The following is a 23,907-nucleotide window of genomic DNA, read 5'->3' on the forward strand; positions in this document are numbered from 1 at the left end:
ATCGCGGGCCGACCGGCCCTCTGCGGTTATGCGCCCTCGGTCACGACCGGCTGGAAGTAGTCGAAGATGCCGGCTTCTATCTGCTCCCGGAACCGCAGAACCATGCGGACCACACTCAGTAGGTTGCCGTGGTCGTCAGGCATGCTCGTCTGCTCCGGAGCAGCAGCATCTGCTTGACCGAGGTAGTAGAACGCTGAACCGTCAGCGTCGCTCTTCTTCGCGAACACGTGCAGGTCCACCGAACCGGAAAGCATCGCTGAAACATCCGGACTCTGGAGCGTGCGCTTGCTCTTCGAGAAGTAGCGCATCGTTGACCGGTCGAGCAGTTCGTCTTCGTAGGCGGTGCTCGCGGCGATCTCGTCGGACTTGTGCATCGTATTGAAGATTGGGCATGTCCCAGACTCGCGATCCACCTTGTAGCCATAGACGGTGGACGACGAATTTTTGGGCCACAGAAGTAGCCGAACCGCGTCCTTGCGTGAGTACTGGCGCCCAGCCGTGAACGGCGAGCCGATGGTGTAGCGGGCCCGAACGAGCTCTAGTCCGGTCGTAATCAGGTCGTCTATCGCTACTCGGAAATCGTTCGACTGCATGTAAGAGTCAGCGAAGGCCGTCTCTAGAGCCAGCCGCCCATCTTCGAGCACACGCACGACACCGAGCCCGTACTTCTTCTGTTCCATCTCGGTGGCAAAGGCGAGCGACAGCACCCGGACGGCGCTGTCCGCGTGCCGGGCGGGATCCGAGTGCGCGAACGGTGCAAGTTCGCTAGCGAGCCGCGCCCGCGAGACGGGTCCCTCTTCGAGCAGCAGCTTGAGCGTCAAGAGTTCATCGACGCGCTTCGCGCCGAGCGCTTCCGTCGACATGAAGGTGAGCGCGCGAAGTTCCGCGCTCGTCATACCAGTTGGCGTCTTGGTGAGGCGCTCAAGCAGGGTCGGGTAATTGCCCAGACGCGTCGCGACCACCATCGGGTCGGCGGACTCGAAACGCAGGAAATCATGGAGAGCAGGGAGCCGGCCGAGTCGATTGCGAAGGGTCTCGATGGCCTGCTTGAGCCGTTGAAGGCTGTCGAGTTGCGTCTCGGCTAGCGAGCGAAGCACGCGCTCCTGAGCGATCCGGTCGAACCTGACGCTCGAGACCCCCGCCACGACCCCGAGTTCCTCGGCCGAGATCAGGTGCTGCCGCACCGACTCGCGATTCAGCGAGTCGTCGCCGAACAGCGCGATTGGGATGAGGAAGTTGTTGGCATAGTTGCCGATGAAGTCAATGACAACGAGGTACTCCTTCCCCTCGGCTTTCCGAAGCCCCCGCCCCAGCTGCTGCACGAACACAATCGCGGACTGCGTCTGGCGTAGCATCACGACCTGATTCACCGACGGGATATCGACGCCTTCGTTGAAGATGTCCACCGTCAAGACGTAGTCGAGCTCTCCTGTTTCCAGCTGCTGCACCACCTGCTCGCGGCGGGCGACCGAGTCGTCGCCGGTGAGGGCGACAGTGCGCAGCCGGCGCCCGAAGACCGAGCGTTCGTTCAGCGCTTCAGAGAGCGCGTGTGCTTCGTCCTTCCGGCTGCAGAAGATGAGGCCGCGCACGGGCACGCCGGCGTGACCGTACGTCGAGATGGCGTGCACGATGTGGTCCACTCGAAGCGCAGAAGACAGCCGCCCGAGGGAAGAAAGCTCATCGACCGTCGACCCGTCATCGAACTCGACATCGGTGACACCGAAGTAGTGGAACGGCACGAGCATGTCCGCTTCAAGCGCCTTGTTCAGACGAATCTCGTACGGCACGTTGTAGTCGAAGAGCTCGAAGACGTTGAAACCGTCGCTGCGCTCTGGTGTCGCCGTCATCCCGAGTAGGAAGCTCGGTGTGAAGTGCTGGAGCAGGCGCGCATACGAAGCGGCACCGGCTCGATGGACTTCATCGATCAAGATGTAGTCAAAGGCGTCCGGGGCGAGGGAGCCAAGCACATCCGGGCGAGACAGCGTCTGCACTGTGGCGAAGAGGTAGCGGGCGTGAACCTGCTTGACCGATCCAGTCAACTTCCCGAACTCCGCGGACGGTGCTCCCAGAACCCTTTGGAACTCCTGGATGGCCCGGTCCAGGATTTGCTCGCGGTGCACGACGAAGAGCATTCGCTCGGGTGCAACTGCCCGGACATCGAGCGCCGACAAGATGGTCTTGCCGGTACCCGTCGCCGAGATGACGACTGCTCGGCGCTTGCCGTCGCGTCGCATCTCGTCGATTGCGATGAGCGCTTCTTGCTGCATCGCGTTAGCCACGATCTGATGAGTCGGGTTCGGTCGCTGAGCTGGAGGCGAGTCCCGCGTCGGGAGCTCATCACTCTGGGGCAAAGTCTCGAGCTGACGACGCAGTGCGCGCTCGACCGCAGACGTCTTGTTCCTAGACGGAGCTACGTACTGCTCGGCATAGCGCTGTACCCACTCAGCCGTGAGCGGGACCGAGTCTGCAAGCTGCTGCTCAACGAGCTGACCGAACTGGTAAGTCAGATCACTCGAGGGCGCCGACGAGACCCGGAGGTTCCACTCATGGGTCGACGTCAGCGCCGCCTTCGTCAGGTTCGAACTCCCCACGAACGCCGTCACCCGGTCGGGGTGCTCGAAGACGTAACCCTTGGGATGGAACTCTGAGCGTTGGTGCAATCGCACGTCGATGCCCAGCCGCGCAAGGTTGAGCAGCTCCCCGAAGGCCGCTGGGGAGTTGAAGCCAAGGTAGTCAGACGTGACGATGCGTCCCTGACCCCCGTACTCGACCAGCTCCTGCTTCAACAGCGCGATCGCGCCTGGCGAGATGAAGGCGACCGAGAACGTGAAGCCGGAGCTCTGCTTCAGCTCCTCTCGCAGCGCCCGCAGCATCGAGTCACCGTCGCTGTTGACGATGACTTGCGGGTGCGCCTTCCGCGGCGCTCGTCCGGCGCGGCTGAGATAGCCGTAGCTGACGTCGAGTTCCAGCTCGGGGTTGATGCTGCTGCCGTCAGGCGACATTGACTGCGTAGTCGTGCTGAATCCGGGCGACCGCAGGGAGGTCGGCCGGCGCCCACTCCAGCGACTCGAGGTCAGCCGGCGACAGCCAGCGGACGGCGGCGTGCTCCGTCAGCGACGGTGTGCCAGACACGAGCTCGCAGTAGAAGGTCGTCAGTGTGACGACGCCGAAGTCGTAGTCGTAGGCGGTCGTCTCGACGTGGGCGCCAACGCGCACCTCACACGTCAGCTCTTCGTCGATCTCGCGCAGCAGCGCTTCCTGCGGCGTCTCGCCCGGCTCGATCTTGCCGCCGGGGAACTCCCACATGCCCGCTAGCGAGCCACTTCCGCCTCGCTGGGCACACAGGATCTCGCCATCCTTGACGATGACCGCGCCGACGACGTTGATCTGCTTCTTCACGGACGCCTCCCCGGGTTCTTTCCACCCTATGACTTGCGCGGCGACGGTCTCGATACGCCGCGCGTTGCACGGCTACTCGACCAGCGGGGAGAGATGTCACACTCCGTCACATCCCGCCGCGCTATCAGACAGCGTGAGAGGATTGAGGGCAGCCCACCGACCCAGCGGGAGCCCTCCATGATCTCGATCGAGCACGTCAGCCGCCGCTTCGGCGACGGCCCCGACGCCGTCGTCGCGCTCGACGACGTGTCGATCGAGGTGCCGCGCGGCTCGATCTTCGGCGTCGTCGGGCAGTCGGGCGCCGGCAAGTCCACGCTGCTGCGCACCGTCAACGCGCTCGAGCGGCCCGACTCCGGGCGGGTCGTCGTCGACGGCGTCGAGGTGACCGCGCTCGAGGGCAAGGCGCTGCTGCAGGCGCGTCACCAGATCGGCATGGTCTTCCAGCACTTCAACCTCGTCGGCAACCGCACCATCGCGCAGAACGTGGAGTTCGCGCTCGAGGCGACCGGCGCCCCGAAGAAGGATCGCCGGCCGAAGGCGCTCGAGATGCTCGACCTCGTCGGCCTCGCGCACCGCGCCGACGACCGCCCCGGGCAGCTCTCCGGCGGCCAGCGGCAGCGCGTCGGCATCGCCCGGGCGCTGGCGAGCGGGCCGGATGTGCTGCTCAGTGACGAAGCCACCAGCGCGCTCGACCCCGAGACGACCCGCTCGATCCTCGAGCTCATCCAGCGCCTCAGCCGCGAGCTCGGCCTCACCGTGCTGCTCATCACCCACGAGATGGACGTCGTGAAGCGCATCTGCGACGCCGCCGCCCTCATGGAGACCGGCCGCGTCATCGAGCAGGGCTCGCTCGACGACCTCATCCGCACGCCCGGCAGCCGCGTCGCCGCCGAGCTGTTCCCCGTGGGCGAGGCGCACTACATCCCCCACCACCGCATCATCGACGTCACCTACACCGGGCTGAGCGCCGACCGCCCCGTCATCGCGCAGCTCGCGCGCGACTTCGGGCTCGACGTGTCCATCCTCGGTGCGGCGCTCGAGACCATCGGCGGCCACCAGGCCGGCCGCACCCGCCTCGCCGTGCCCGGGGACGCATCCGTCGCCCTCAAGGTGATCGACTCGCTCACCGCGCAGGGCGTCACCGCCTGGGAGGTGCTCGCATGATCGACCCCGCCGCCCCCACCTTCTGGCCGCAGCTCATGCAGGTGCTGCTCGAGGGCACGTGGGAGACCGTCTACATGACGGCGATCGCGATGGCGATCACGTTCGTCGTCGGCCTGCCGCTCGGCATCATCCTCGTCGGCACCGAGCAGGGGCGCTTCCTCGAGGCGCCGTTCGGCTCGCGCGCGCTCGGCCGGGTCGTCAACGGGCTGCTCGGCTTCATCGTCAACCTCGGCCGCTCGGTGCCGTTCATCGTGCTGATGATCGCGCTCATCCCCGTCACCCGCTGGCTGCTCGGCTCGTTCATCGGCACCGGCCCCGCGATCGTGCCGCTCACGCTCGTCGCCATCCCGTTCTTCGTGCGCGTCGTCGAGATCGCCGTGCGCGAGGTCGACCCGGGGCTGTTCGAGGCGGCCGAGTCGCTCGGCGCCAGCCGCTGGCTGCTCGTGCGCCGCGTGCTGCTGCCGCAGGCGACCCCCGCGATCCTGCTCGGCACCGCCACCACCATCACGTCGATCATCAACTTCTCGGCGATGGTCGGCGTCGTCGGCGGCGGCGGGCTCGGCAACGTCGCCCTCACCTACGGCATGCAGCGCTACAGCTGGATCCACATCGTGTTCGTCGTCATCATCCTGTTCGCCCTCGTGCAGCTGATCCAGTGGGCGCTGACCGCGCTCGCGAAGCGGCTCGGCGCGCAGCCCACCCGTCGCGGCCCCAAGAAGGACGCGACGGCCGATGCGCAGGCCCACCTCGACGCCGACCTCGCCCTCCCCTCCTCCCGCACCCCGACGCATCCGTCGGGCAGCACCCCGTAAGGAACCACCATGACCAGCACCCTCCGTCGCCGCGTGGCGACCACCGTCGTCGCCGGCGCCGCCGCGCTCGCCCTCGCCGCCTGCTCGTCGGGCGCCCCCGCCGAGACCGAGGCGCCCGAGGACGGCTCGCTCGGCACGATCCGCGTCGGCGCGCTGCCCGTGCCGGCCGGCGACATGCTCACCTGGGTCGACGAGAACCTGGCCGCCGAGGCCGGGCTCGACATCGAGTGGGTCGAGTTCACCGACTACAACACCCCCAACCCGGCGCTCACCGACGGCTCGACCGAGGCCAACCTCTTCCAGAACGCGACGTTCATGGAGACGTACAACTCGCAGGCCGGCGGCTCGCTCGTCTCGGTCGGCGAGGTCTACCTGCCCGCCGCCGCCTTCTACTCCGAGTCGCTCACGTCGATCGACGAGCTGGGCGAGGGCGCCACGATCGCCATCCCCAACGACCCGACCAACGAGGCGCGCGCGCTCGAGATCCTCGCGGCCGAGGGCCTCATCGAGATCGCCGACGACGCGACCAACCTCGACGGCATCACCGAGAACCCCTCGAACTTCCAGTTCACCGAGGTCGAGAACGCCACCCTGCCGCTCGCGCTGCCCGACAACGACGCGGTCTTCGTCACCGCCTCGTTCGCGCTGCCGGCCGGCCTCACGCAGGAGCAGGCGATCCTCACCGAGGGCGACGACTCCGAGTACTTCAACATCCTCGCCACCACGCCCGAGCTCGAGGACGACCCCCGCGTCGAGGCGCTCTACGAGCTGCTGACGTCGGAGGAGACGCAGGCGTACATCCTCGAGACGTGGGGCGGGCTCATCGTGCCCGTCTCGGAGTGACGCCCGCGCCGCATCCCGCTGCGGCGGGCGAGCCGGCGGGGGCCGCGATGGGCGGCCCCCGCCAGCTCGCCGCATCCGTGCCGATCCGCGCCGCCTCGAGCGGCGCGCAGATCGCCATCCCGATCCTCGCCGTCGCCGTCACCGGCGACATCGCGCTCGGCGCGCTGCTCGTGGCGCTGTCGATGCTGCCCGGCATCGTCGCGGCCCCGCTCGTCGGCGCCCTGCTCGACGGCGCCCGGCACCCGCGCGCGCTGATGATGGCGGCCGCCGCCGGCACCGGGCTCGCCTTCGGCGTCGCCGCCGGGCTCGGGCCCGTGCCCGTCTGGGCGGTCGCGGCGGCGCTCGTCGTGAGCGGCCTGCTGACGCCCTTCGGCTTCGGCGGGCTGTCGAGCTTCGTGGCCCCACCGGGGTCGGATGCGCGGCGCGCGTACGCGCTCGACGCACTGAGCTACAACGTGAGCGGCGTCGCCGGCCCGGCAGCCGTCGCCGTGCTCGCGCCCACGCTCGGGCCGCGCGCGGCGCTCATCGCGATGGCGGTCGTCGCGCTCGCCTCGGCCGCCGCGTTCGCGCTGCTGCCCGTGCAGCCTCGCGCGGCGGAGCGCGCCGGGCTGCTGCGCTCCATGGCGGCCGGCATCGTGGCCCTCTCGACGCGACGCACGCTCGCGGTCGTCACCGCATCCGGCACCCTCGCCGAGCTCGGCCGCGGCATCATGCCGATCGCCGCGCTCGGCATCGCGCTCGCCGCCACCGGCGACGCGTCGCTCAGCGCCCTGATCGTCGCGGCCTTCGCCGTCGGAGCGCTGCTCGGCGCCGCGCTCGAGCCGCTGCGGCCGCCGGTGCTCTCGGCGCACGCGACGATGGGCCTCGGCTACGCCCTCACCGGCCTCGCCACGATCGCCGCCGCGCTCGACCTGGGCCTGTGGTGGACGATCGCGCTCGTCGGCCTCTCCGGCCTCTGCACCGCGGCGCCGACGGCAGCGATGCTGCTGCTGCGCCGCACCGAGGCCCCGGAGTCCGTGGTCGCCCAGGTGTTCACCGTGGGCGCGGCGCTGCGCGGCGCCGCGGCCGCGCTCGGCACGGCGATCGCGGGCGCGCTCGCGGGCGTCGAGCCGCTGCTGCTGCTCGCCGGCTCGGGCGCCGTCTGGGTGCTGAGCGGCGCGGTGATGCTGGCGTTCCCGCGGCGCGGGCGCGGGCTGACCGGGGCGCATCCGATCGTCGGCTGAGCCTCGGCTGCCCGCGGCCCGCGGCTCGCGAATGCCCGTCGCTCAACCGGCTCCGTGCGGCGCCGGCCGGATAGTCCGGTCGGGCGCACGCGGAGCCGGTTGACGGACGGTCGGCCTCGCGGCTCGGCTCGGCTCCGCCCCCCCTCAGTCGGGCGGCATCCGCGCCGGGTCGTCGTGCAGCGCGTCGAGCGACGCGACCGTCAGCAGCATGAGCTCCTCGAGGTCGCTGTCGAACCACGCGACCGCGTGCTCGGCGCCGACGTCGTCGCCGGTGAGCGGGGCGCTGCCGAACGCGCGGCAGAGCGTGGGCCTGCACACCGTGCCGTGCGGCCACTGGCCGCCGCCCGCATCCGTGAGCCCGACGCCGACGAACGGGCTCCCGCCCTCGCGCTCGACCGCCCACGACGCCGCCTCCCAGTTGTCGGCGGTCGGGCGCACCTCGCCGATGCGCCACTGGGGCCCCGGCGACGCGCCCGGCGACAGGAGCGCCTCGTCTGCGTAGACGAGCACGGGGGTGCCGTCGGGGAGCGCGAGCGGGACCCGGTTGCGCCACAGCTCGCCGCCGCCCGCGGCCGCGACGCGCTCGCCCGCCACGTCGATGCGCCACTCCACCGGCACGAGCATGCTCGATGTGCCGTTCGCCGTCTCGAACGGCAGCAGCGTCGTGCCGCCGGCGACGACGCCCACGTCGGCCGGCAGCGCGAAGGGGTCGACGAGGTCGAGGCGCACCGTCGCCATCACGTCGAGCGCGCCCGCCACCGCCGGCTGTGCGAGGTAGGCCTCGACCTGCGCCTGCGTCGCGAAGCGCGGCGCCTCCTCCTCGATCCAGAAGGTGAGGGCATGCGCGCGCTCGACGCCGTGGAACGCGACCGTCCCCGCGCTCGACGGTTCGGCGTCGGCGCGCAGCAGCGCGACGCACGGCACGAACATGCCGTCGGGCGGCTGCTCCCAGAAGGCGACGGCGGCCAGCCCGCCCGCGATCTCGCGGCGCACGACGATTCCCGTGCGCGCATCCCTCGTCTCCGGCATCGGCTCGACGCCAGGACCGTCGGCGTAGACGAGCCGCTCGCCGCCGGGGCCCGTGACGATGAGCCGGTTGGCCCACGCCTGCCCTCCTTCGGCGCCCACCTCGAGGCCGCTGCGGTCATCGACCTGCCAGCCGTCGGGCACGCGGATGAGCATGGTGCCGTTGCGCGTGGCGACCTCGGTCCCGTCGGCGGCCGGGGTCGGCGTCGCGGTCGGGCCGCTGCCAGGTGCGGCCGACGGCTCCGGCGACCGGCTGCCCGAGGGCACCGGCTCGACCCCCGGGCTCGGCGCGCCCTGCGTCTCGCCGGGCGTCGGCGGCGGCCCGCCGACCTGCGCGCACGCCCCGAGCCCCGTCGCCAGGCCGAACGCGATCGCCGCGAGCGTGATCGTCGCCACCCGGCGACGCGGCGGGGTGCGCATGGCGGGATTGTCCGCCCGGATCGAGCGGAGCGCACTCCCCCAGTTTCGGGGGCGCGAGGCTCGGCTACTGCAGCTGCAGGATCACCCAGAGCTTGGCCCCCGGCGGCCCGGCGAGCTGCGTGAGCACGTCAGGCGACTCGACATCGTCGATCACCGCGGCCTCGTTCGGCACGCACTCCGCGGTCGCAGCACCGATCGAGACCGTGCCCGTCGTCGTGCCGCACCAGACGACCGCGTCGACGAGGCTCGTGCCGGACGCCCGCAGCGCAGCCTCCTGCTCCGCGGTGAAGGTCCCGCCGTGGAGGCGGCGCTCGACGTGCGGCATGGGGTCGCCGGGGGCGACCTGCGCGAAGACCCGCGCGTGGGTGCCGGGCACGGCGTAGTCGATGAAGCCGGCGGCGTCGACGCCGCACAGCAGGGTGCGCCAGCTCGCGGTGCCGTCGTCGGGCACCCCGCCGTCGTCGATCCAGACCTCCTGCGGCGAGGTGCAGCTGATCGCGATGTCGTAGAGCTCGCCTGCGACGGGCTGCGGGCCGCCCGTGATGAGCTCGCCCACGATCGCCTCGCGCGGGGTGGTCGGATCGGGCTCCACGGTCTCCTGCGGCGGCGGAGTCACGGTGCCCGGCTCGAGCGTCGCGGCCGGTGCCGTCGGCTGGGGCGACGGCGTCGCGCTCGGCGCCGGCGTCGGCGTCGGCACGAGCGTCTCGGCGACGGAGGGCATCGGCGGCGGAGGCGGTGCCGCCTCATCCTGCAGCAGCGTGCCGCGCACGCCCTGCACGGCGACGACCGCGCCGACGATGACGACCACGGCTGCCGCCGATCCGCCCACGAGCGCCCGGTTGCGCCTGCGCTCCCGCAGCCGCTCGTGCGGCGCCATCGTCGACAGCCCTGCGCGCATACGGTCGCGGAACTCCTCGCTCATGCGCGGCGGCTGCTGCTGGCTCATGCGCTCACCTCATCGAGTCGGGCGCCGGCGGCCTCGAGGCGGCCGCGGAGGCGCTGCTTCGCGCGGTGGATGCGGGTCTTCGCCGCCCCGTAGCCGACGCCCATCGCCGCGGCGGCGTCCGCGAGCGGCAGCCCCTCGAGCATCACGAGCGCGATGAGCCGCGCATCCGCCTCCGGCAGCTCGCGCAGCGCCTGCGCGACCGCCGACCCGGCGTCGAGCCGCTCGAGCCGGTCGGCGGCGACGTCCGCCGTGTCCGGCGCGTCGGGGCCGAGCGGGATGTGCGCGATGAGCCGCTCGTTGCGGCGGATGCTGCGGCGAGCGTTGCGCGCGCAGTTGGTCGTCGTGACGAGCAACCAGGGGAGCACCGAGTCGTCGACGATCCGCACGCGCGCCCGACGCCGCCACGCCTCCGCGAACGCGGCCGCCGTGACGTCCTCGGTGTCCTGCCGGTGCTGCATCAGTCTCCAGGCGTGCCGCCACACGCGATCGCCGTGCCTGTCGAAGATGGCCGCGAACGCGACCCCGTCCCCTCGCACGACGGCGCGCCACAGCTGCGCGTCGGTCTGCGAGAGGTCCACATCCCGGATTGTCCAGGTCGCACCGGCCGGTTACACCGCGGGCGCGCCGCGCCGGCGGCACCACGCGCCTCGAGGGCGCCGATCCCCCACCAGCACAACGCAAGCCCGCACGGCCCACCCGGCGGCGGAACCTGGCCGCCCGCCCCATCCGCCGCGGAACGCGGCTCGCGGGCTTGCGTTGTGCGCGAGGGGGCGAGGCGCCGGGCACCCGGGCGCGCCCCAAGCCGGCCCTCCCCCGCCCGACGGAGGCGACCGGGCGCATCCGCCCGCCGGCGGAGGCGGGCCCGCGAGGCGCGCGCCTAGGCTCGGAAGGTGCGCCGAGCCCTAGATGCGAGATCGCTGCGATCCGACACGATCCTCGCGATCGCGCTCGCCGCCGCGGGGTGCGTGATGGTCGCGCTCAGCGCCACGACCGGGCTGCAGCTCACCGAGGTGCCGCTGTGGGCGCCGATGCTCGCGGCCGTGCTGCTCGCCGCGCCCCTCGTGCTGCGCCGCCGGCACCCGGTGCCGGTCGCTGCGGCGCAGATCGTCATCTACATCGTCGCCGGCGAGGCGGGCGCGCTCGAGCTGTACGTGTCGCAGGTGGCGCTCTTCATGGGCATCTACTCGATCGGCGCGTGGGAGGCGAATCGCCGCCTCGCGCACTGGTCGCGCGTCGTGATCGTCGTCGCGATGGCGGTGTGGCTGGCGGTCTCGGCGATCCGCGGCTTCTTGGAGCCCGAGACCGGCGAGCGCGGCGTGGCCGCCTACTTCGCGCTGCTCATGATCCAGGTGGTCATCAACGCCGCCTACTTCGGCGGCGGCTGGATCTTCGGCGACCGCGCCTGGCGCGCCGCCCTCGAGCAGGAGCAGCTCGCCGCCGCGCACGCCGAGATCCAGGCGCAGCAGGCGCTGCTCGCCGACCAGGCCGTCTCGCTCGAGCGGCTGCGCATCGCCCGCGAGCTGCACGACGTCGTCGCGCACCACGTGTCGGCGATGGGCGTGCAGGCCGGTGCCGCGCGGCGGGTGCTCGCGGCCGACCCCGAGCGGGCGGCGGATGCGCTGCGGCACGTCGAGCAGTCGGCTCGCGACGCGATCGGCGAGCTGCGGTCGCTCGTCGTGACGCTGCGCTCGGAGGACGAGCCCACCGGCGCGCCCGACCTCGACGCGCTGCCCGAGCTCGTCGCCTCGGCCGTCGCGAGCGGCCAGCGGGTGGGGCTGCAGACGATCGGCGAGCCGCGCCCGGTGACGCCGATGGTGGGCCTCGGCGCCTATCGGGTCGTGCAGGAGGCCCTCACGAACGCGCGCAAGCACGCCGGCCCGATGGCGCAGGTCGACGTGCGCGTGCGCTTCCTCGACGACGAGCTCGAGGTCGAGGTCGCCGACGACGGGCACGGCGGCGGCCCGGGATGGCACGGCGCGGGCGCCGGGCTCGTCGGCATGCGCGAGCGGATCGCGGCGCTCGGCGGCGCGCTCGAGGTGGGGCCGCGCTCGCGGGGCGGCTGGCTCGTGCGGGCGCGGGTGCCGTCGCGCTGACGCGGCTGCCGCGACTGGGGCTCGGGCGCCGGCCGCCTCAGCAGCTCGTGTACTGCGCGGAGGCCTCGCTGATCGTGGGCGTGCCGCCGAGCACGAGCACGTCGTCGGGCATGAACGCGATGAGCGCGCTGCGCGTCGTGGCCGGCATGCAGCTCGGACCGGTGAGCAGCAGCGGCGCGCCGGTCGCGCCGGCGGCCGCGGCACCGGCGAGCGCGTCGGGGAAGCCCGTGCCGCTCGCGACGTAGGCGGCGCTCACGTCGCTGAAGAGGCGCGAGAGCTGCACGGCCGTCGCGTAGCGGTCGCTGCCGGCGTAGCGCTGCACTGTGAGGCCCGCCGCGCCGATGCCGGCCGCGATGCCCTGCGAGACCGAGGAGGCGTCGCCGACCACTCCGGCCCATCCGACCCCCAGATCCTGCAACGTGGCGAGCGTCGCCGCGTCGACATGCGCCGCCCGCCCGTCGACGAGCAGCACCGGGCCGTCGCGCAGCGCCGCGGCCGGGCCGGCCGCGAGCGCGTCGGGGAAGCGGATGCCCGTGGCGACGAAGGCCGACGCGGCCGCGTCGAAGGCGTGCTCGGCGATGAGCCGGCTCGTCTCGTAGCGGTTGACGCCGCCGAGCCGCACGACCTCGCGATTCGGGTCGAGCGCCTGCACCGCGGCCTGCACCGCGGCCGACACCGACGGCTCGGCGCCGACGATGACGACCTTCGCGGGCCGCAGGCGCCGGATCTCGTCGAGCACCGCCTGCGGGATGGAGCCCTGGGGCGTCAGCAGCACCGGGCCGCCCTCGTGCGCGGCGGCGGGTCCGGCGGCGAGCCCGTCGGGGAAGTCCTGGCCGCTCGCGAGGTAGACGACCGGAGCGGTGGTCGCGAAGGTGCGGCGCGAGACCTGCACGGCGGTGGCGTAGCGGTCGGCGCCCGAGACGCGCGTCGCCGTCGGCAGCGTGATCGTGGGGTCGCCGAACCAGTCGGTCCAGATGCGCCAGGTGTTGCGGTTGCCGTAGGCGGAGCACGTGTCGCCCGAGCCGTAGAGGTTCGCGAGGGCTGCGGCGTTGGGCTGGTAGGGCGTGTAGTTGTAGAGGCCGGCGGTGGCGAGGTTCTGGATGAAGACGGGGCTCGAGCCGCATGCCTCGTTCGGGTTGAACAGCACCTGATTGGTCTGGCCGGCGCGATGGCGGTAGTTGGCCGGATGCGCCGCGTACCGGTTGAACTGCCGGGCGGCGTAGTAGACCTGGTAGAAGAAGCCGCCGACGCTCGAGTCGCACGGGGCGGTGTCGGGGCAGCCGAAGCCGGTCGCCCGCTCGTAGCGGATGGTGGTCGGGTTGCGGAGCGTGACGAGCGACTGCTCCTTCTGCAGCAGCACGAGCAGGTAGCGCTGCGAGATGTCGCACGCGGCGCCGACGCTTGCGATGATGCTCGCCGCCGTCTCGCTCGACCTGCCGGTGAGGGACTCGCAGTAGGCGTCGGCCGCCATCGTCGGCGTGCGCTGCGCGTAGCTGTCGAGGCACGTGTAGCCGTCGTCGCAGCCGGGGTGCTTCGCATCGATGAACGCCTGAACCTGCGCGGCCGTCATCGCACCGCCGTCATAGAACTGCTGATCGGACACCAGGAAGCCGGGGTCGAAGTCGGCGGCCTCGGCCGCGACCGCCCGATCAGCGCCGCTCGTGGCCGGCGCGACCGTGAGCAGCGTCCCCATGAGGGCCGCGACCACCGCGGCGACGATCAGACGGATTCTCGTGCGCATCGGGCAACCATTCGGTGGGGGCAAAAGCCTCGACCAGGGTACCCGCGGTGCCTCGCGGCGTCACCCTCTCGGGCGACGGCCTCGTCGGCGCACGACGCTCGCTACGGCGCGGTGTCGTCCTCGTCATCGGCCGCGACGGCTTCGCGCGGCTCCCCGGCGCCCTCCACGGGTGCACCCGAACCGGCGAGCGGGTCGTCCGCACCGCCGCTGACGGGACGGTCTGCGCCCCATGGCGACTGCCCGTCGAGCGCCTCGTCGATCGCGTCCTGCGACTCGGCAGCCACCTGCTGGGCGCCGCCGTCGTGCTCGGCTCCCGTGGTCCCGCCCGGCTGCACCTCGTCGGCGCCGCTCTGCGATGCGTCCGTCATCGGAGTGTCCCTCCTGCTGCGCGGGCGGCGCCGGCCGGCACCACTGCCTCCGCAGCAGGAGTCTGGGCCGCCGACCTTGGGCGCGGCTGAGCGCGGCCGCTCGCTCAGCCAGCGCCGGAGGGCTCGCGACGGCACAACGCAAGCCCGCCAGCCGTGTTCCGCGGCGTGCTGGCCGCCCTCAGCCGGAGCGCCGCTGGAACGCCCCGACGGGCTTGCGCTGTGCGTCGCCTCGCGCGGCGCGCGGGCGGCCGGCGGGCGGGCGCGGCGGGCGGGCGGGCGGGCGCGGCGGGCGGCCGGCGGGCGCCCGGGTCAGCGCTTGACGGCGGCGAGGCGCGCGAGCGCCTCCTCCCGCTCGGCCTTGTGGTCGAGGATGCGCTCCGGGTAGCCGTGCGCGGAGCCGTCGGGCACCCTCCACGGCTCGTGCACCGCGGCGCCCGCGATGTGCCGCAGCTCGGGCACCCAGCGGCGCACGTAATCGCCCTCGGGGTCGAAGCGCTGGCCCTGCAGCACCGGGTTGAAGACGCGGAAGTAGGGTGCCGCGTCGGTGCCGGTGCCGGCCGTCCACTGCCAGCCGTGGTTGTTGGAGGCGAGGTCGCCGTCGGCGAGGTGCCGCAGGAAGTGGCGGGCGCCGTGCGGCCACCACACGTGGAGGTCCTTCGTGAGGAAGCTGGCCGTCACCATGCGCACGCGGTTGTGCATCCAGCCCCCGGCGAGCAGCTGGCGCATGCCGGCGTCGACGAACGGGAAGCCGGTCCGCCCCTCGCACCACGCCTCGAAGAGCTCGCCCGGCTCGTCGTAGGCGATGCCGCGCAGCTGGTCGCCGTAGTCGTGCCAGGCCGAGCGCGGGTGGTGCAGCAGCACGTCGGCGTAGAACTCCCGCCAGGCGAGCTCGGTCTGGTAGCGCTTCAGCGAGCGCTGCGCCGCCGCGCTGCGGCTCGGTGCGACGCGGTCGAGGTCGGCGAGCAGCGTGCGCGGATGCACGGCGCCGAGCTTGAGCGCGATCGACAGGCGGGAGGTGCCGTCGAGGTCGGCGCGGTCGCGGGCGGTGTCGTAGTCGTCGATCGCGTCGTCGAGGAACTCGTGCCACCGCTCGAGCGCGCCCTCCTCGCTCGCCCAGCCGAGCTCGGCCGAGGTCTCGGGCGGCTCGGGCAGCGGCTCGCCCTCGGCCCGGCGCACCCAGCGGGTGCCGGCCGGCAGCTCGGCGGGCGCCCGCCAGCCGTGCTCGAGCCACGCCTTCGAGAAGGGAGTGAAGACGCGGAACGGCTCGCCGTCGCGCTTGCGCACGCGCCCCGGCGAGACGGCGTACGGGGTGCCGGTCGCGACGAGCGGCACGTCGAGCGCCGCCTCGACGCGGGCGTCGCGCCGACGGCCGCCGGGCGTCGTCTCGCCCGAGACGTGCACCGCATCCGCCCTCACCTCGGCGGCGAGCGCGGGGATGACCTGCTCGGGCCGGCCGCTGCGCACGATGAGGGCGCCGTCGGTGGCGCGGTGCAGCGCGGCGAGCGCGGTGCGGAGGGCCGCGGTGCGCGGCACGCCCGCATCCTCGAACGCCGGATCGACGACGAAGACGGGCAGCACCTCGCCGGCCTCGGCGGCGGCGGTGAGCGCCGGATGGTCGTGCACGCGCAGGTCACGGCGGAACCACACGATCTGCGCACCCATGCGGGCAGGCTACGCGGCCCGGCTCGACGTCAGCCGGTGGCCGGTCGCAGGCGGCCGGGCGGACGCGGATGCGCGCGCCCGGCCACCGGGGCGTCGTCGCGTCAGCCGAGCGGGTCGGCCTGCTCCTGCTCGTCGGGCGCCGGCACGGGGTGCGGGTGCACGCCCGCGTCGAGGTGGCGCGTCGCGCCGGGCACGTCGGCCCCGTCGTGGGGCCTGAGGCCCTCGGCCTCGCTCGCGACGTCGTCCGCCCCGTGGTCGGCGACGGGCTGGTCCGGCCGCTGCTCGGCGAACTCGAACTCGCCCGGGTCGGTCGGGCGCTCGTCGGGCACGTGCTGGTCGGTCGGGTGCTGTCCTGCGTCCATGCGCTCGGGCATCCGGTCTCCCTTCCTCGCGGTCGGCGCCGGAGGGCGCCGCTGCTCCCGCGCCCGGCAGTGTGGTCGCTCGACCTGTGCCGAGCCTGAGCGGGCGCGCCGCCGCCGACGGCACGTGGGCCGTCGGCGCCGGGCGCCCACCTGCGGTTCAGTGACGCGGGTCGTGCCGCTCCGCCTCGTCGACGACCGCGGGACCGGTGCCGTGCTCGGGCGAGTCGGCGTCCTGCACGGGCGAGCCCTCGCCCGTGGGCGACGGGCCGAGGCCCTGCGCGGGCGAGGCGGCATCCTGCGTGGCGCCGTCGCCGGCGGATCCGCGCGCGCCCTCGGCCGGCGACGCGGCGTCGCGCACCGGCGAGCCGGAGCCGTCGGACTGCGAGCCGAGCCCCTCGACCGGCGAGTCGGCGTCGTCGTCGAGGTGCGTGCCGGCCACGTGGTGGCCGTGCTCGTCGTGGTGCCCGTGCTCGTCGTGGTGGCCGTGCTCGCCGTGGTGCTCGTGCCCCTCGTGGCCGTGCTCGACGTGCTCGTGCTCGTGCTCGTGCTCGTCGTGCCGGCCGTGCTTCCCTGGCTGCGATGCGTGGTTCATGCGCTCCTCCAATCGTCGCGCGGCTCCGGCGTCGTCGCCGGCCCGCGGGTCTCCCTGCTCCGCATTCTGTCGCGAAGCTCCTGCACGCGCACCCATCAGCTCGTCTGCGAGGATCGTTCCGTGCAGCAGCTCCACGACGCGGATCGCCGCGGGTTCGCCTCCGACAACTACTCCGGCGTGCACCCCGCCGTGCTCGCGGCCGTCGCCGCGGCCAACGGGGGCCACCAGACCGCCTACGGCGCCGACGACTACACGGCGCGGCTGCAGGAGGTCGTGCGCGGCCACTTCGGCGACGCCGCCGAGGCGTTCCCGGTCTTCAACGGCACCGGCGCGAACGTGCTCGCGCTGCAGTCGCTCCTGCCCCGGTGGGGCGCGGTGATCGCGGCGAAGAGCGCGCACATCAACGTCGACGAGGGCGGCGCTCCCGAGCGCGTCGGCGGCATGAAGCTGCTCACCGTGCCGACGCCCGACGGCAAGCTCACGCCTGCGCTCATCGACCTCGAGGCGTGGGGCTGGGGCGACGAGCACCGGGCCCAGCCGCTCGCGGTCTCGATCACGCAGTCGACCGAGCTCGGCACGCTCTACACCCCCGACGAGATCCGTGCGATCGCGGACCACGCGCACGAGCGCGGCATGCTGCTGCACGTCGACGGCGCGCGGCTGTCGAACGCGGCGGTCTCGCTCGGCACCGACCTGCGCGCGTTCACGACCGACGCGGGCGTCGACATCCTCTCCCTCGGCGGCACGAAGAACGGCGCGATGGGCGCCGAGGCGGTCGTCGTGCTCTCGGAGGGCGCTGGCGAGGGTTTCCTGTACCTCCGCAAGCTCAACATGCAGCTCGCGTCGAAGATGCGCTTCATCTCGGCGCAGCTCGTCGCGCTCTTCGAGGGCGACCTGTGGCGCGAGAGCGCCGCGCACGCCAACGCCATGGCGACGCGCCTGCGGGCCGCGGTCGAGCAGGTGCCCGGCGTCGGGTTCGCCTACCCCACGCAGGCGAACGGCGTCTTCGCGCGGCTGCCCGAGGGCGTCGCCGGCCGGGTGCGCGAGCGCTTCTTCTTCTACGACTGGGACGCCCCGGCCGGCGAGGTGCGCTGGATGTGCACGTGGGACACGACCGAGGACGACGTGGATGCGCTGGCGCAGGCCGTGCGGGAGGCCGTCGGCGCGTAGGCGCGCGCCCGTCCGACGCGACGCGGCCGGCGCACGACGAGGCCCCGGCGGTACTCCGCCGGGGCCTCGGGTCGTGCGGCGGAGCGGCTAGCGCTGTGCCTCGTCCTGCACGTGCTGGCGTGCGCGCTGCGCGTCGTCCTGCACGTCCTTGGCGGCCGACTGCGCGTCGCCCTTGATGTGCTCGCCGGCCTGCTGCGCCGTGTCCTTCACGGACTGCGCCGCCTGCTGCGCGGGCTCCTTCAGGTGCTCGCCCATCTCCTGGGCGACATCCTTCGCGCCGTCGACGAGGGGCTGGGCGCCCTCCTTCACCTTGCTCGCGACCTCCTTCTCCTTGTCGCTCGCGGGGATGAGGGAGGCGACGAGCGCGCCGACGCCGAAGGCGATGAGGCCGACGGCGAGCGGGTTGCCCTTCGCCTTGCGGACGGCCCGGTCGGCGCCGTCACGGACGCTCTCGCCGGCGTGGCCGATCGCGCCCTGCACGTCGTCGCCCATCCGCCCGACGGCCCCGGGGTCGTGGTCGTCGACGCCGAACACGCGGTCCTTGACGTCGCCGAACCGGCCCTTGATGCGCTCGGTCTGGCGACCGACCATGCCGCTCGGCGACACCTTCTCGCCCAGTGCGTCGACGTCGCCGCTGACCTCGGCGCGGGTGCGCTCGATCCGCGCGCGGATCTCCTCAGGTGTCTCGTTCATCGGTTCTCCTCCTTCGTGTGCGTGATGTCGGGGATGTGCTTGACGGAGTCGACCGTCTCGGGCATGGGCTCGACCTTCGCGAGCTCCTTGCGGCCCTGCGTGTAGAGCACGGCGGCGACGATCGCCCAGAGCACGCCCACGATGAGCGCGCCCCAGCCGAGGTGCTCGAGCCAGTCGCCGAGCGCGAACATGAGCGCGAGCGACAGGAACAGGATGACGAGGCCGCCTGCGTAGCCGGCGCCGCCGAGCATCCCCGCGCCCTTGCCCGCACGGGTGGCCTGCTCCTTGGCCTCGGCCTTCGCCAGGGCGATCTCCTGGCGCATGAGGGTCGAGGTGTCGCGCATCAGGTCGCCGACGATGTCGCCGAGCGACTGCGAGGCCGCCCGCTCCTCCGCGGGCGTCTCGGCCGCTGCGACGGCGGGATCCTCATGGGCGGCGTGCGCACCGCGCATGCCGGTGGTGGGGTCGGTCACAGTCCGCCCTCCCTCCGCGTGGTCGGGTCGCCCTGGCTGCCGGGGACACCGGTGCCCGTCGTGGGGACGCCGCTGGGCGTGGCCGTCGGCACGCCGGTGGCCGGCGGGATGCCCGTGCTGCCCGGCATGCCGGTGCTCGCGGGGATGCCGGTGCCGTGCGGCTGGTGGCCTGTCTGCGCCGGGACGTCCCAGTCGGTGACGACGCCCTGCGTCGAGCCGCCGGGCCGGGCCTCCGGCGAGCGGATGCCCGCGACCGAGGTGGAGTCGGCGTGGCGGGCGGTCGAGGTGCCCTTCGCCTGGTCCTGCGCGTCGCCGATCATGCCGCGCGTGAGCCGGCCGACGACGAGTCCGGCGACGCCGGCGATGGCGATGAAGGTGCCGGGGTGGCGGCGCGCGTAGCGCTTGACCTCATCGAGCAGGTCGGCGGGCTCGCGCCCGTCGAGCCAGTTCGCCGCCGCGTCGACGCGGTCGCCGACCTCGCCGGCGAGCTGCGCCGCGAGGCCGTGCTGGCCGGACTCCGAGGCCATCCTGCGGAGGTCGCCGCCGAAGGTGTGCATGCCGTCGGCCGCGCGCTGCGTCTGCGCCTTCGCCTGGCCCTGCGCCTCGTGCATCGTCTGGTCCCACAGCTGCCGCGCCTGCTGCTTCGCCTCGCCGGCGACGTTTCGGGCCTCCTCCTTAGCGGTGCCCGCCACGTTGCGGCCCGCGTCCGCGGCGGTGTCGCGCACGTGCGCGGCCTCCTCCTTCGCGGTGTCCTTCGTGCTGTGCTCCGACTGACCGGGCGCTCGCGTCGGCGGCACGGTCGGGGTTCCGAAGACCGCCTCCGCCTCGGGCGGGATGCCGCCGGGTCGGTGGAGCTGGTCGTTGGGCTGGTATGCGTCGGTCATGATCCATCCATTCCGTCTGACGTGGAGGCGGTGCCTCCGATGGCACTGACTTGTCCCCCATAGTCGTCCCCCATTCCTGGAAGTCAACTGGCTGTCTCCCAGGGTTCAACTCCAGGTCGCAGGTCGGTGCGATGCTGAGCGCATGGCCAGCGACGCATCCGCACGCATCGGCACACCGGGCGGCTCGGCCGAGCGACCCGCGGTGTTCTTCCGCGATGCGGCCGAGTTCCGCGCGTGGCTCGAGGCGCATCACGAGACCGCCGCCGAGCTCTGGATGGGGCTCAGCGCCAAGCACGTCGAGCCGCGCGGCCTCACCTGGGTCGAGGCGGTGCCGGAGGCCCTCTGCTTCGGCTGGATCGACTCGCTCTCGCAGCGCATCGACGGCGACGCGCGCCGGCAGCGCTGGACGCCCAGGAAGCGCTCGTCGACCTGGTCGGCCGTGAACGTCGCGCACGTCGAGCGGCTGCTGGCGGAGGGGCGGATGCGCCCCGCCGGCATCGCGGCGTTCGAGGCGAGGCGGGAGGAGGCGACGGGCGTCTACGCGTATGAGCGCGCCGAGCAGCGGCTCCCGCCCGAGCTGCAGCAGCACCTCGACGCGTCGGCGGCCGCCCGCGCGTTCCTCGCCGAGGCGCCGGCCGGCTACCGCCGCACGGCCGTCGCCTGGGTGCTCGGCGCCAAGCGCGAGGCGACCCGCGAGCAGCGCGCGCGGCAGCTCGCCGACGACTCCGCCGCGGGCCGGCTCATCCCGCCGCAGCGCTACGGCGAGACGCCGCGCTGGGTCGAGCGCGCCGCGGCCGCCGCCGGAGCAGCCAGCGCCGACTGAGCGCCGCTGCCGCCCCCGCTAGCCGCCCCGCTGCCCCTCGAGGTACGCGGCGAGCTTCGCGAGCGACTGGCCGAGCCCCAGCTCGTGGTCCTCGGGCGAGATGCCCGGCGGCACGTCGGCCGCCGAGACCGTGACCCGCGTGCCCGCCGCGACCGGCTGCATCCGCCACGTCATGAGCATGTCGCCGCGGAAGCGCTCCTCGGCCGACTCGAAGGCGACCCGCTGCACCACGAGCTCGTGCGGCACGAGCTCGACGAACGTGACCCGCGACGCATCCGTCGCCTCATCGGTCTTCGGGTCGACCGGGTCGTCGAAGCGCAGCACGGCGCGGAAGCCGCCGCCCTCGCGCGCGTCGAGCCCCTCGATCACAGCGGTCGCACCCTCGGGCGGCAGCCACGCGGTGAGCGCCTCGGCGTCGAGCAGCGCCGCGTAGACGCGGTCGGGCGCCGCCGCGATGACGGTGCCGGCGCGGTCGACGCGCGGCGCCTCGCGCGCGTGCTCGTGCGCCGCGCTGTCCCCGTGCGCGATCGAGCGCACGGCGGCCGCGAGCCCGAGCGCGAGGTCGTCGAAGGTGAGCCGCCTGCCCTCGTGGGTGATGGCGGATGCGTCGGCCGAGGCGCCGGGGTCGGTCTCGTCGCCGACGCCCGCGGTGCCGCTCGTGCGCACCGCCGGCACGTGCACGAAGCCGCCGGGCACGTCGAGCCCGGCGACGAGGTAGGCGACGTGGTTGCAGAGGAACCGGCCCGCGTCGTCGCTCGCGTCGGCGGGGAGGCCCACCGCGAGGATCGCGCTGACGAGCGCATCGACGTCGAAGCCGGAGGGCCGCCCGGCCGGGCCCGCGGGGTCGATCGGGGTGCCGCGCGGCTGGTCGCCCGCGTTGTCGGGGATGCGCGCGTCGTCCTCGTTGACGGCCCACCGCTCGGGCGTGATCGCGCTGCGGCCGCCCGCCTCGCCCACCGCGAGCACCGCATCCGGCCGATGCTCGTCGACGAGCGCCCGCAGCGCCGGGCCCGCGGCGCCGAAGGCGACCGGGAGCGTGCCGGTGACGAGCTCGGCGCCCGGCTGCGGGTCGGCCGCCCACGCGTCGGCGAGCCGCCGCACCGCCTCGAGGCTCGCGTTCTCCGGGTCGCCGCCGAACGGCTCGAACGCTGTCACCAGGATCCGCATGGCTCCAGTGTGCCCCGGCGGCGCGAGCCGCGCATCCCGTCGGGCGGCCCGCCCGTCTGCCCGCGGCCGCTAGAAGTCGACGACGACCGGCAGGTGGTCGGAGAACGCCGGTCGCGGCGCGCGCGCCTGCCGGGACGGCGGCAGCTGGTCGGCGCTCAGCACGTGGTCGAGCTGCACGAGCGGGCGGTGCGAGGGGTAGGTCGCGCCCCGGGCCAGCAGCCGCGCGCGCGCCACGCGACGTGCCATCCCGGGCGGCAGGTTCAGGTCGCCCATGAGCACGCGAGGGCCGGGCAGCGTGCGCAGCCACCGCATCCCGTGGCGCAGCTGCTGGGCGTTCGTCCCCTGCACGAAGGTCAGGTGCGCCGACGCGATCGTCCAGACGCCGTGCGGCGTGCGGATCGTCGCCGCGACGATCGCGCGCGGCTCGTCGCGCAGCCACACCACGCGATGCGTCTCGGGGTCGACGACCGGCGCCCGGAACATCGGCGCGGGCGGCAGCCGGTGCACGTGCCAGCGCAGCACCGGGTAGCGCGACAGCAGCGCGATGCCGTAGGCGTCGGCGGTCGCGTCGAGGTCGTCGTCGCCCGCAGGCCGCCAGGGCCGTGCGGGATCGCCGATGACGGTCGGCACGAAGCGCGATGCCGCGGCGCCCATCGCCTCCGCCGCGACCGCGGTGAGGTCGATGTGGCCCGAGCGCGACTGGCCGCGGTCGACCTCCTGCAGCGCGAGCACGTCGGCGTCGAGGTCGGCGATCGCGCGGCGGAACCGGTCCTCGTCGACGGCGGGGTCGGCGTGGGTCCTGCCGTGCAGGATGTTCCAGGTCGCCAGCCGCATGGGGCCATCCTGCCGCCTGCGGGCCCGGAGGCGAGGGATGCTCGGGCGCGGCGCGCGGATGCGTCGTCGGCGGATGCGCCGCCCGGGCCGCGCGAGCGCTGCGGCACGGCAGGATGGGAGCGTGACGATCGCAGGCCTCGACGTGGGCGGGACGAAGATCGCGGGGGTGGCGCTCGCCGCGCGCCCCGGCGGCGGCGCCTCGGCGACCCCTGCCCGCGCGCTCGACGACGTGCTCGTGCGCACCCACCGGCCCCACCGCATCCACGGCCCCGAGGCGCTGCTCGACGCGCTCGAGGGCGCCGTCCGCGAGCTCGACGCGCAGCTGGCCGACCTCGGCCGCCCGCCCGTCGCCGCCGTCGGCCTCGCGATCGCCGCGTGGATGCCGCGCGACCGCGAGTCGATCATCTGGGCCGCGCACCTCGGCGTGCGCGACTTCGCGCTGCGCTCGGCGCTCGCCGAGCGGCTCGGCGTGCCGGTCACGATCGACAACGACGCCAACGGCTACCTCGTCGGCGAGGCGGCGATGGGCGCGGCGGCGGATGCGTCCTCGTCGATCCTCATCGCGCTCGGCACCGGGGTGGGCGGCGCGTTCGTCGCCGACGGGCGGCCGCTGCTCGGCGCCCACGGCCTCGCCGGCGAGCTCGGCCACGTGACGGTCGACGAGTCGGGGCCGGTGTGCTCGTGCACGGCGCGCGGCTGCATCGAGGCCTACGCAGGCGGCAACGCGCTCGCGCGCGACGCGGCGGCGGTGCCGGCGGCGGTGGCGCTCGCGCCGGGCGGCCGCCCGACGGCGCTGCACCTCGAGCGCGCGGCGCGGGCCGGGGATGCGACGGCGCTCGCCGTCATGGAGCGGGCCGGATGGGCCGTGGCGGCGGGGCTCCGCCGCCTGCTGCCCGCCTTCGACCCGGAGGTCGTCGTGCTCGGCGGCCGCGTCATGCTGGCCGCCGCCGACCTGCTGCTGCCGGTGATCGAGCGCGAGCTCGCCGCGCACGCGCCGCTGCAGGGCGTGCCGCAGCCGCGCCGGCTCGAGCTCGCGCGCCTCGGCGACCACGCGGCGGCGATCGGCGCGGCGGTGCTCGCGTCGCGCTGAGCCCGGGCCTCGCTCCGCGCGCCCCTTCGCTCCCCCGCCACTCCGCTGCAGATGCAGGGCCAAAGGCTGCCATCCGCGCGCGATGGCCGCCGTTGGCCCTACATCTGCCGCGGGAAGCGCGG

The 23,907-nt window shown here is 73.7% G+C and carries 23 protein-coding genes; 8 read left to right on the forward strand and 15 right to left on the reverse strand.

Features of this window, described 5'->3' with window-relative positions:
* Nucleotides 1–26 precede the first annotated feature (26 nt).
* On the reverse strand, nt 27–3,002 hold the full coding sequence (locus MU522_RS03590) for a DEAD/DEAH box helicase (RefSeq protein WP_246992537.1): 2,976 nt from the start codon (nt 3,000–3,002) through the stop codon (nt 27–29).
* On the reverse strand, nt 2,992–3,399 hold the full coding sequence (locus tag MU522_RS03595; RefSeq protein ID WP_246992539.1) for a (deoxy)nucleoside triphosphate pyrophosphohydrolase: 408 nt from the start codon (nt 3,397–3,399) through the stop codon (nt 2,992–2,994). Before MU522_RS03595 ends, MU522_RS03590 begins: the two co-directional genes overlap by 11 nt.
* 177 nt (nt 3,400–3,576) lie before the next feature.
* On the opposite strand from MU522_RS03595, the gene MU522_RS03600 reads away from it, so the two are divergent.
* The 4 genes from MU522_RS03600 to MU522_RS03615 are packed head-to-tail and all read left to right on the forward strand — an operon-like array spanning nt 3,577 to nt 7,441.
* Nucleotides 3,577–4,563, forward strand: a complete 987-nt coding sequence (locus MU522_RS03600) for an ATP-binding cassette domain-containing protein (RefSeq protein ID WP_128190100.1) — start codon at nt 3,577–3,579, stop codon at nt 4,561–4,563.
* A complete protein-coding gene (locus MU522_RS03605) occupies nt 4,560–5,375 on the forward strand; it encodes a methionine ABC transporter permease (protein ID WP_128190101.1) in 816 nt (271 codons plus the stop codon). Before MU522_RS03600 ends, MU522_RS03605 begins: the two co-directional genes overlap by 4 nt.
* 9 nt (nt 5,376–5,384) lie before the next feature.
* Nucleotides 5,385–6,218 carry a MetQ/NlpA family ABC transporter substrate-binding protein gene (locus MU522_RS03610; protein WP_128190102.1) on the forward strand — a complete coding sequence of 278 codons (834 nt, stop codon included), beginning with the start codon at nt 5,385–5,387 and terminating at the stop codon, nt 6,216–6,218.
* Nucleotides 6,219–6,265: 47 nt separating this feature from the next.
* Complete coding sequence (locus tag MU522_RS03615) at nt 6,266–7,441, forward strand: hypothetical protein (protein WP_246992541.1); 1,176 nt, start codon at nt 6,266–6,268, stop codon at nt 7,439–7,441.
* 144 nt (nt 7,442–7,585) lie between these two features.
* Here MU522_RS03615 and MU522_RS03620 read toward each other — a convergent pair whose 3' ends face one another.
* The 3 genes from MU522_RS03620 to MU522_RS03630 form a co-directional block, all read right to left on the reverse strand.
* Nucleotides 7,586–8,887, reverse strand: coding sequence for a hypothetical protein (locus MU522_RS03620; protein WP_246992543.1), 1,302 nt, complete (start codon nt 8,885–8,887; stop codon nt 7,586–7,588).
* 64 nt (nt 8,888–8,951) lie between these two features.
* Nucleotides 8,952–9,833, reverse strand: a complete 882-nt coding sequence (locus MU522_RS03625) for a hypothetical protein (protein ID WP_246992545.1) — start codon at nt 9,831–9,833, stop codon at nt 8,952–8,954.
* Nucleotides 9,830–10,411 (reverse strand): RNA polymerase sigma factor, encoded by a 582-nt coding sequence (locus MU522_RS03630; RefSeq protein WP_246992547.1) that lies wholly within the window; start codon nt 10,409–10,411, stop codon nt 9,830–9,832. The genes MU522_RS03625 and MU522_RS03630 overlap by 4 nt, the downstream gene beginning before the upstream one ends.
* Before the next feature lie 312 nt (nt 10,412–10,723).
* Here MU522_RS03630 and MU522_RS03635 point away from each other — a divergent pair, with 312 nt between their 5' ends.
* Nucleotides 10,724–11,926: a histidine kinase gene (locus MU522_RS03635; RefSeq protein ID WP_246992549.1), complete on the forward strand. Its 1,203-nt coding sequence runs from the start codon at nt 10,724–10,726 to the stop codon at nt 11,924–11,926.
* A 37-nt stretch (nt 11,927–11,963) separates the two neighbouring features.
* Here the strand turns inward: MU522_RS03635 and MU522_RS03640 are convergent, their stop codons facing one another.
* From MU522_RS03640 to MU522_RS03660, 5 genes are all read right to left on the reverse strand, one after another.
* Entirely contained in the window at nt 11,964–13,667 is a 1,704-nt protein-coding gene (locus MU522_RS03640) for a cell wall-binding repeat-containing protein (RefSeq protein WP_246992550.1), read from the reverse strand.
* 101 nt (nt 13,668–13,768) lie between these two features.
* The gene (locus MU522_RS03645; protein WP_246992552.1) at nt 13,769–14,035 is read right to left on the reverse strand and encodes a hypothetical protein; all 267 of its coding nucleotides are present in this window, start codon (nt 14,033–14,035) and stop codon (nt 13,769–13,771) included.
* A gap of 309 nt (nt 14,036–14,344) precedes the next feature.
* A complete protein-coding gene (locus MU522_RS03650) occupies nt 14,345–15,697 on the reverse strand; it encodes a deoxyribodipyrimidine photo-lyase (protein ID WP_246992554.1) in 1,353 nt (450 codons plus the stop codon).
* Between the two features lie 101 nt (nt 15,698–15,798).
* The gene (locus MU522_RS03655) at nt 15,799–16,071 is read right to left on the reverse strand and encodes a hypothetical protein (protein ID WP_246992556.1); all 273 of its coding nucleotides are present in this window, start codon (nt 16,069–16,071) and stop codon (nt 15,799–15,801) included.
* Nucleotides 16,072–16,216: 145 nt separating this feature from the next.
* The gene (locus MU522_RS03660; protein ID WP_128190697.1) at nt 16,217–16,651 is read right to left on the reverse strand and encodes a hypothetical protein; all 435 of its coding nucleotides are present in this window, start codon (nt 16,649–16,651) and stop codon (nt 16,217–16,219) included.
* A 120-nt stretch (nt 16,652–16,771) separates the two neighbouring features.
* On the opposite strand from MU522_RS03660, the gene MU522_RS03665 reads away from it, so the two are divergent.
* The gene (locus MU522_RS03665) at nt 16,772–17,821 is read left to right on the forward strand and encodes a low specificity L-threonine aldolase (protein ID WP_246992558.1); all 1,050 of its coding nucleotides are present in this window, start codon (nt 16,772–16,774) and stop codon (nt 17,819–17,821) included.
* Between the two features lie 87 nt (nt 17,822–17,908).
* Here MU522_RS03665 and MU522_RS03670 read toward each other — a convergent pair whose 3' ends face one another.
* From MU522_RS03670 to MU522_RS03680, 3 genes are read right to left on the reverse strand one after another with little or no spacing between them, the layout of a single operon-like run.
* Complete coding sequence (locus tag MU522_RS03670) at nt 17,909–18,514, reverse strand: DUF3618 domain-containing protein (protein WP_128190723.1); 606 nt, start codon at nt 18,512–18,514, stop codon at nt 17,909–17,911.
* Nucleotides 18,511–18,966 (reverse strand): phage holin family protein, encoded by a 456-nt coding sequence (locus tag MU522_RS03675; RefSeq protein WP_246993425.1) that lies wholly within the window; start codon nt 18,964–18,966, stop codon nt 18,511–18,513. Before MU522_RS03675 ends, MU522_RS03670 begins: the two co-directional genes overlap by 4 nt.
* Nucleotides 18,967–18,983: 17 nt before the next feature.
* Entirely contained in the window at nt 18,984–19,871 is an 888-nt protein-coding gene (locus tag MU522_RS03680; protein WP_246992560.1) for a hypothetical protein, read from the reverse strand.
* Between the two features lie 142 nt (nt 19,872–20,013).
* Between MU522_RS03680 and MU522_RS03685 the strand changes: the two genes are divergently transcribed.
* Complete coding sequence (locus MU522_RS03685) at nt 20,014–20,694, forward strand: YdeI/OmpD-associated family protein (protein ID WP_246992562.1); 681 nt, start codon at nt 20,014–20,016, stop codon at nt 20,692–20,694.
* Between the two features lie 18 nt (nt 20,695–20,712).
* Here MU522_RS03685 and MU522_RS03690 read toward each other — a convergent pair whose 3' ends face one another.
* Complete coding sequence (locus MU522_RS03690) at nt 20,713–21,861, reverse strand: SRPBCC domain-containing protein (protein WP_246992564.1); 1,149 nt, start codon at nt 21,859–21,861, stop codon at nt 20,713–20,715.
* A gap of 69 nt (nt 21,862–21,930) precedes the next feature.
* Nucleotides 21,931–22,695, reverse strand: a complete 765-nt coding sequence (locus MU522_RS03695) for an endonuclease/exonuclease/phosphatase family protein (protein ID WP_246992566.1) — start codon at nt 22,693–22,695, stop codon at nt 21,931–21,933.
* Nucleotides 22,696–22,816: 121 nt separating this feature from the next.
* Between MU522_RS03695 and MU522_RS03700 the strand changes: the two genes are divergently transcribed.
* The gene (locus MU522_RS03700; protein WP_246992568.1) at nt 22,817–23,785 is read left to right on the forward strand and encodes an ROK family protein; all 969 of its coding nucleotides are present in this window, start codon (nt 22,817–22,819) and stop codon (nt 23,783–23,785) included.
* Nucleotides 23,786–23,907: the final 122 nt, after the last annotated feature.

This window comes from Agrococcus sp. SCSIO52902 (genome assembly GCF_022983135.1).
Classification (GTDB): domain Bacteria; phylum Actinomycetota; class Actinomycetes; order Actinomycetales; family Microbacteriaceae; genus Agrococcus; species Agrococcus sediminis.

Excerpts from the sequence above, each read along its gene's own strand:
- MU522_RS03645 (WP_246992552.1), bottom strand. The coding sequence starts at position 14,035 with ATGACGGACGCATCGCAGAGCGGCGCCGACGAGGTGCAGCCGGGCGGG.
- MU522_RS03680 (WP_246992560.1), bottom strand. The coding sequence starts at position 19,871 with ATGACCGACGCATACCAGCCCAACGACCAGCTCCACCGACCCGGCGGC.
- MU522_RS03690 (WP_246992564.1), bottom strand. The coding sequence starts at position 21,861 with ATGCGGATCCTGGTGACAGCGTTCGAGCCGTTCGGCGGCGACCCGGAG.
- MU522_RS03640 (WP_246992550.1), bottom strand. The coding sequence starts at position 13,667 with ATGCGCACGAGAATCCGTCTGATCGTCGCCGCGGTGGTCGCGGCCCTC.
- MU522_RS03695 (WP_246992566.1), bottom strand. The coding sequence starts at position 22,695 with ATGCGGCTGGCGACCTGGAACATCCTGCACGGCAGGACCCACGCCGAC.
- MU522_RS03675 (WP_246993425.1), bottom strand. The coding sequence starts at position 18,966 with ATGCGCGGTGCGCACGCCGCCCATGAGGATCCCGCCGTCGCAGCGGCC.
- MU522_RS03625 (WP_246992545.1), bottom strand. The coding sequence starts at position 9,833 with ATGAGCCAGCAGCAGCCGCCGCGCATGAGCGAGGAGTTCCGCGACCGT.
- MU522_RS03685 (WP_246992562.1), top strand. The coding sequence starts at position 20,014 with ATGGCCAGCGACGCATCCGCACGCATCGGCACACCGGGCGGCTCGGCC.
- MU522_RS03605 (WP_128190101.1), top strand. The coding sequence starts at position 4,560 with ATGATCGACCCCGCCGCCCCCACCTTCTGGCCGCAGCTCATGCAGGTG.
- MU522_RS03620 (WP_246992543.1), bottom strand. The coding sequence starts at position 8,887 with ATGCGCACCCCGCCGCGTCGCCGGGTGGCGACGATCACGCTCGCGGCG.
- MU522_RS03600 (WP_128190100.1), top strand. The coding sequence starts at position 3,577 with ATGATCTCGATCGAGCACGTCAGCCGCCGCTTCGGCGACGGCCCCGAC.
- MU522_RS03670 (WP_128190723.1), bottom strand. The coding sequence starts at position 18,514 with ATGAACGAGACACCTGAGGAGATCCGCGCGCGGATCGAGCGCACCCGC.
- MU522_RS03660 (WP_128190697.1), bottom strand. The coding sequence starts at position 16,651 with ATGAACCACGCATCGCAGCCAGGGAAGCACGGCCGGCACGACGAGCAC.
- MU522_RS03610 (WP_128190102.1), top strand. The coding sequence starts at position 5,385 with ATGACCAGCACCCTCCGTCGCCGCGTGGCGACCACCGTCGTCGCCGGC.
- MU522_RS03655 (WP_246992556.1), bottom strand. The coding sequence starts at position 16,071 with ATGCCCGAGCGCATGGACGCAGGACAGCACCCGACCGACCAGCACGTG.
- MU522_RS03650 (WP_246992554.1), bottom strand. The coding sequence starts at position 15,697 with ATGGGTGCGCAGATCGTGTGGTTCCGCCGTGACCTGCGCGTGCACGAC.
- MU522_RS03615 (WP_246992541.1), top strand. The coding sequence starts at position 6,266 with ATGGGCGGCCCCCGCCAGCTCGCCGCATCCGTGCCGATCCGCGCCGCC.
- MU522_RS03590 (WP_246992537.1), bottom strand. The coding sequence starts at position 3,002 with ATGTCGCCTGACGGCAGCAGCATCAACCCCGAGCTGGAACTCGACGTC.